We start from the raw sequence: 5201 nt of genomic DNA, 5'->3' as shown, positions 1-5201 counted from the left end.
CCAAAGAGTATAATATTCTTTTCTTCTTTCTGTATATAGGCAAAGCAATCTTTTACCTGCTCGGCTTCTTTATAGCCAATAGAAGTTTCATTACCGTTTGAACCACCAGAGCCCATGAAATCGACCAGGAAAGTAGTATAGCCTGACTTTCGAAATTCATTCGCGCGTGTTAGCAGCGATGATTTTTCACCGGCATAACCATGAAACATAATTACAGTTCCTTTCGGATTACGCGCGCTGATCCTCCAACATTCAAGTTCTTCTGTACTAAATATACGCACCGTTTTAAAGGCCGTACCCGGAGTTTCTTTTAACCGTGGCTTCGGATTATCAATACCGGTAAATAGCAGTTGAACTTTACCCCACATCGTGAGCTCCGAAGGATCCTTCGTACGCGAAACATCTTCGCTGCTGAAGTGTGTAAATTTATAAGCGTGTTGAAAAGCTATAGCATTCATAAGGATAAACACAATCAGCAATAGCCATCCAATCCTTTTCTTATTCATACCAGTGATGTTGTTCTATATAGTTTAAAAAATAGCGCGTTATATTTTTCATCTCGTACTCTTCGCGCGGTGTATTGCATAGGATCACAAAGAAAATTTCTTTCTCCGGAACAACCACATAGTTTGCTAAAAATCCTCCCTGACTTCCCGGATGACCCACGATTTGCAGATTATTTTCTTTGGTAACAAACCACGACCATCCAATAAATGGCGATTCACTCCCCGACCAATTTGCAAAACGTTTAACGGTTCGTGCATCGCGAATGGTTTCTTCTTTCAGAAATATATGTTTCCTGCAGGCTTGTTCATAAAGCGCCAGTTCTTCAACGGAGCTCCACACGCCACCGTTGCCCGCAGCAGGAAAAGTTGGCTCTTCACCGTAGTCATCTTCCACCCATTGTCCATGATGTTTCACATAGCCATGCGAAACTCCGGATGAAGGATACGCTCCATCTGTAATGGTACTCGATATCATACCTGCCGGTATAAATATATTTTGCTTTATATACCGTTGCCACGGCATGCCACTTACCTTCTCTACAATCAACGCCAACCCATTGAATGCAGGGTTTGAATATTCGTAGTGAGAGCCAGGCTCGAACAATAATGAATCTACCCGCGTTTCCGGATACCAGTTTGCTGAGTCTTTAGCCGTTAAGTAAAAGACCGTATCGCGCGCAACGTTACGGTTATCCGGCAAACCGGAAGTATGTGTAAGCAGGTGCTTGATCTTTACTTTGGAGGCAATCTCCTTGTTCTTAAACTCGGGGAAGTATTGAAGGAGGCTATCTTCTACTGAAAGTTTACCTTGCTCCTGCAACAGTAAAGCAGCACTGGCTACAAATGTTTTAGAGATAGACCCGAGGTTAAAAAGCGTTTTGGGAGTGATGGGCTCTTTTGTAACCATATCGGCAAGACCATAGCCTTTCGCAAAAATTATACTGTCGCGCTTCATGATAAGAATCGCTGCTCCCGGTTCGTTAGCAGGGAATACAGACGAGAGGTATGTATCCAACGATTCCATTGCATCTTTTTTCGGAGCGCAGGCAAACAGTATAAAACAGAAAAATGTTATGTAAATATTTCGCATTTTCGGGTTCCGTTAAATAACGGTTTCCGGAAGATCCTCTTTTTTTTGGTTACCGGGAAGCACTACCTTTGAAGATAAAGCTATATACAACTATACATGTCACAGTTTATTAATTCCCGCAGACCTAGACGAAACCGGAAGAGTGAGACGATCCGTGCTATGGTAGAGGAAACCCGTGTAACTACCAATGATCTTATCTTTCCTTTATTTCTGATTGATGGCAAAAATCAGAAAACAGAAGTGAATTCTATGCCTGGCATCTTCAGACTTTCTACTGACCTGATGTTAAAAGAAATAGAAGAATGCCTGAGGTTAGGTATACGTGCGTTTGACGTTTTCCCTGCAGTTGAAGATCAGCATAAAGACAAGACTGCAACAAAAAGTTATGATTCCAATTTCTTTTATCTTCGTGCATTACGCGAGATCAAGAAGCAATTCCCGGAAGCGTGTATCATGACGGATGTGGCGATGGATCCCTATAGTTCGGATGGTCATGACGGATTGGTGAAAGATGGAAAAATTCTGAACGATGAAACGTTGGAGATACTTGGCAAAATGGCATTGGCACAAGCCGAAACCGGTATAGATATACTCGGTCCCTCCGATATGATGGACGGGCGTGTTGGTTATCTGCGAAATGTGCTGGATGCAAATGGATTTACAGAAGTATCGATCATGAGTTATACTGCTAAATATGCGAGTGGGTTCTATAATCCCTTCCGGGATGCGCTGGACTCGGCTCCTAAATTTGGCGATAAGAAAACTTACCAGATGAACCCGGCCAACCGACAAGAGGCGCTGATAGAAGCGCAACTCGACACAGAAGAAGGTGCCGATTTTCTGATGGTAAAGCCTGCACTTGCTTACCTGGATATTATCCGGTTACTAAAAGACAACTCATCTTTACCCATTGCTGCCTATAATGTGAGCGGTGAGTATTCGATGGTGAAAGCCGCAGCACTGAAGGGATGGCTGGATGGAGAGCGTGTGATGAAGGAGACATTGTTGAGCATGAAGCGTGCAGGAGCGGATATTATACTGACGTATTTCGCGAAAGAGTTCGCAGCTATAGCCAACTAAACCCTTTAACACGTTATGGGCCGCAGGATTTTTGTTTGTATCAGTCTTGTGCTCTCTTCATTTCAGATCTTTTCGCAAACTATCGTGCTGGACAAAACAGGATGGATCGAAGTGAAGGGTAATTTAACACACTGGCGCGATGAGGCCCATAAGCTTTCGCTTGATGACGTGAGGCTGTTAAAGTTTGACTCTATACCTACGGATAAAGCTCCAAACTTTGGATTCGATCGTGCAGTGCATTGGTTCCGCATCGATGTAACAAATCAATCGCCCTATACCGTATGGCAACTGGAAGTAGCCTATGCGCCACTGGATCACATCGATTTTTATATACTCTCTGATTCTTCGCTTACAAAAAAACATAAAATATCGGGTGACCGGTATCCGATTCAAGCGCGCGATGTGTGGCATCGCCATCCGGTATTCTCATTTGATATTGCCACAGGGCAGACAAAATCAATATACCTGCGTGTAAATACAATTTCGTCTGTTCAGTTGCCTGTTATATTCTGGAACCCTTCTGCTTTTCAAACAGCCTCCTATAATGTGCAACTTATAAACGGTTTGTTCTTTGGTGGCATGATCCTGATGTTGCTTTACCAGTTATTCCTGTTTATCTCCATGCGCGATCGCGTAACTTTTTATTATGTGCTCACGCTGCTGGCCATGGTAAATATTGTTGCTTTTTTTCAGGGATATACCTTTCTCTATATATATCCGGGGCATCCCGCCATGAATGATATATTTGCCATGTTCTCCGGGCCTGCATTTGTATTCTCCTCCACGCTACTCACACGATCATTCCTCAACCTGAAAAAATTCAGCCCGCTGCTGGATAAGCTCATGGTGACAAACATGGTACTGAATGTATTGGCAGGGTTGGTTATGTTTGTTTTATTTCCGCGCATCTCCTACGAATATCATCACTACTTTATATTGGTACACTGCCTGTTGGCATTAACCAGTGCGGGCTATTGCTTCTATAAAAACTATAGATCAGCGCGTTATTATCTCATTGCGTGGATCACATTGCTGATAGCCACGGTGTTCTTTACCATTAGCAATCTCGGTTTTATACCAGGCTATATGAGCACAAACTATAGTGGGCTGATGATCGGATGTATACTTCAGATGCTGTTCATCTCCTTTGCCTTGGGCGATCGCTGGAATATTCTCCGCAGGGAAAATCAACTAGCCAAAGAGCTGGAGCTTAAAAGAAACCAGGAGGAGAATGAACGACTGGAGCGTGAGGTACAACTGCGTATAGAAGAAATACAACAAAAGAGTGAGAAGCTTGCCGAAGTAAACCGTGTGAAAGATAAACTCTTCTCGGTAGTATCGCACGACATTAAAGGACCGCTCAGTTCTTTACAGCTTGCGTTATCTCTTTTAAAATCGGGCGATGTGAGTCGCGAAGAATTTCAGCACCTCACAAAAGCTCTGGAAACACGATTCAGTCAAACAACCGAGTTTATCGAAAACTTATTGCAGTGGGCCACACTTCAATTGAAAGGAGAGACCTACGAACCTACTTATCTTGATCTGTCAAAAATTGCAGAAGAGACGATCACACTCATGGAAGTTGATCTGCAACGAAAAGATATCAAAGTAAAAAACAATTTACATCAGTCGTTACAGGCCTACGCAGATCTGAATATGATCCGTTCCATTCTTCGTAACCTTCTAACCAACGCTATTAAATTTACCAGCAATGGCGGAGTAATTACACTCAACGCCATGCGAACTGACAGGCAGGTAATTTTATCGGTAGCTGATACCGGTGTAGGTATACCTGTCTCCAATCAACATCGCATGTTTACGTTGGGAAGTATAACAACACCGGGAACAAAACAGGAGAAAGGAACTGGTCTCGGACTTTTACTCTGCAAAGAATTTGTTGAAAAGAACGGTGGCCGCATCTGGTTTGAAAGTGTGGAAGGGAAAGGCACTACTTTCTTCTTTTCATTACCCGAAAACCAGGAAAGCGTACAGCAGATTGCAAGTGCCTGATCACTTCGCTATATATAGCTATATTTCTATTGTGTAATAACTTCGAGCCTGAAGCCCACACCGTGGTAGTTCACAATCTGCACGGAGGGGTCTTCTTTCAAATATTTACGCAACTTGGATATAAATACATCCATACTCCGTCCCATAAAATAATCATCATCGCCCCACACTTCTTTCAGAATCTCTTCACGCTTTAATACACGATGTCTGTTATAGTATAGCAACTGAAGAACCTCCGCTTCTTTTTGCGTGAGCGTTTTTTCCATCTGCTCATTTCTCAGTGTAAGCGTGGTGTAATCAAATTCATAATTACCCAGTTGAAATTTCTTTAGCGGAGAAGGAACTGTATCCGAACTTCTGCGAAGAAATACTTCTATGCGGCACAACAATTCTTCGAGGCTGAAGGGCTTTGTTATATAATCATCGGCACCGGTTTGAAAGCCTGCAAGCTTATCTTCCATCATGGCCTTGGCCGTAAGAAAGAGTATAGGTATGTTTTGATTTTCGGCACGTAC

5 protein-coding genes are annotated in these 5201 nt (G+C 42.9%); 2 read left to right on the top strand and 3 right to left on the bottom strand.

From position 1 onward, the window contains the following. Positions 1–506 (bottom strand): hypothetical protein (locus VIN08_RS10095; RefSeq protein ID WP_331964024.1); only part of this gene is annotated, 506 nt, incomplete at its 3' end. Continuing rightward, complete coding sequence (locus tag VIN08_RS10090) at positions 499–1596, bottom strand: serine hydrolase domain-containing protein (RefSeq protein ID WP_331964022.1); 1098 nt, start codon at positions 1594–1596, stop codon at positions 499–501. The genes VIN08_RS10090 and VIN08_RS10095, both read right to left, overlap by 8 nt. Positions 1597–1692: 96 nt before the next feature. On the opposite strand from VIN08_RS10090, the gene hemB reads away from it, so the two are divergent. Beyond that, positions 1693–2676 carry a porphobilinogen synthase gene (hemB, locus tag VIN08_RS10085; protein ID WP_331964019.1) on the top strand — a complete coding sequence of 328 codons (984 nt, stop codon included), beginning with the start codon at positions 1693–1695 and terminating at the stop codon, positions 2674–2676. A gap of 15 nt (positions 2677–2691) precedes the next feature. Beyond that, positions 2692–4686 carry a sensor histidine kinase gene (locus tag VIN08_RS10080; RefSeq protein WP_331964016.1) on the top strand — a complete coding sequence of 665 codons (1995 nt, stop codon included), beginning with the start codon at positions 2692–2694 and terminating at the stop codon, positions 4684–4686. A gap of 26 nt (positions 4687–4712) precedes the next feature. On the opposite strand, the gene VIN08_RS10075 is transcribed toward VIN08_RS10080, so the two are convergent. Next, the coding region (locus tag VIN08_RS10075; RefSeq protein ID WP_331964013.1) for a response regulator transcription factor at positions 4713–5201 on the bottom strand (489 nt) is incomplete at its 5' end.

The organism is Ohtaekwangia sp. (assembly GCF_036568665.1).
GTDB lineage: Bacteria > Bacteroidota > Bacteroidia > Cytophagales > Cyclobacteriaceae > Ohtaekwangia.
The sequence above is the reverse complement of the archived record's forward strand: the minus strand, read 5'-3'. Positions and strand labels throughout refer to the sequence as shown.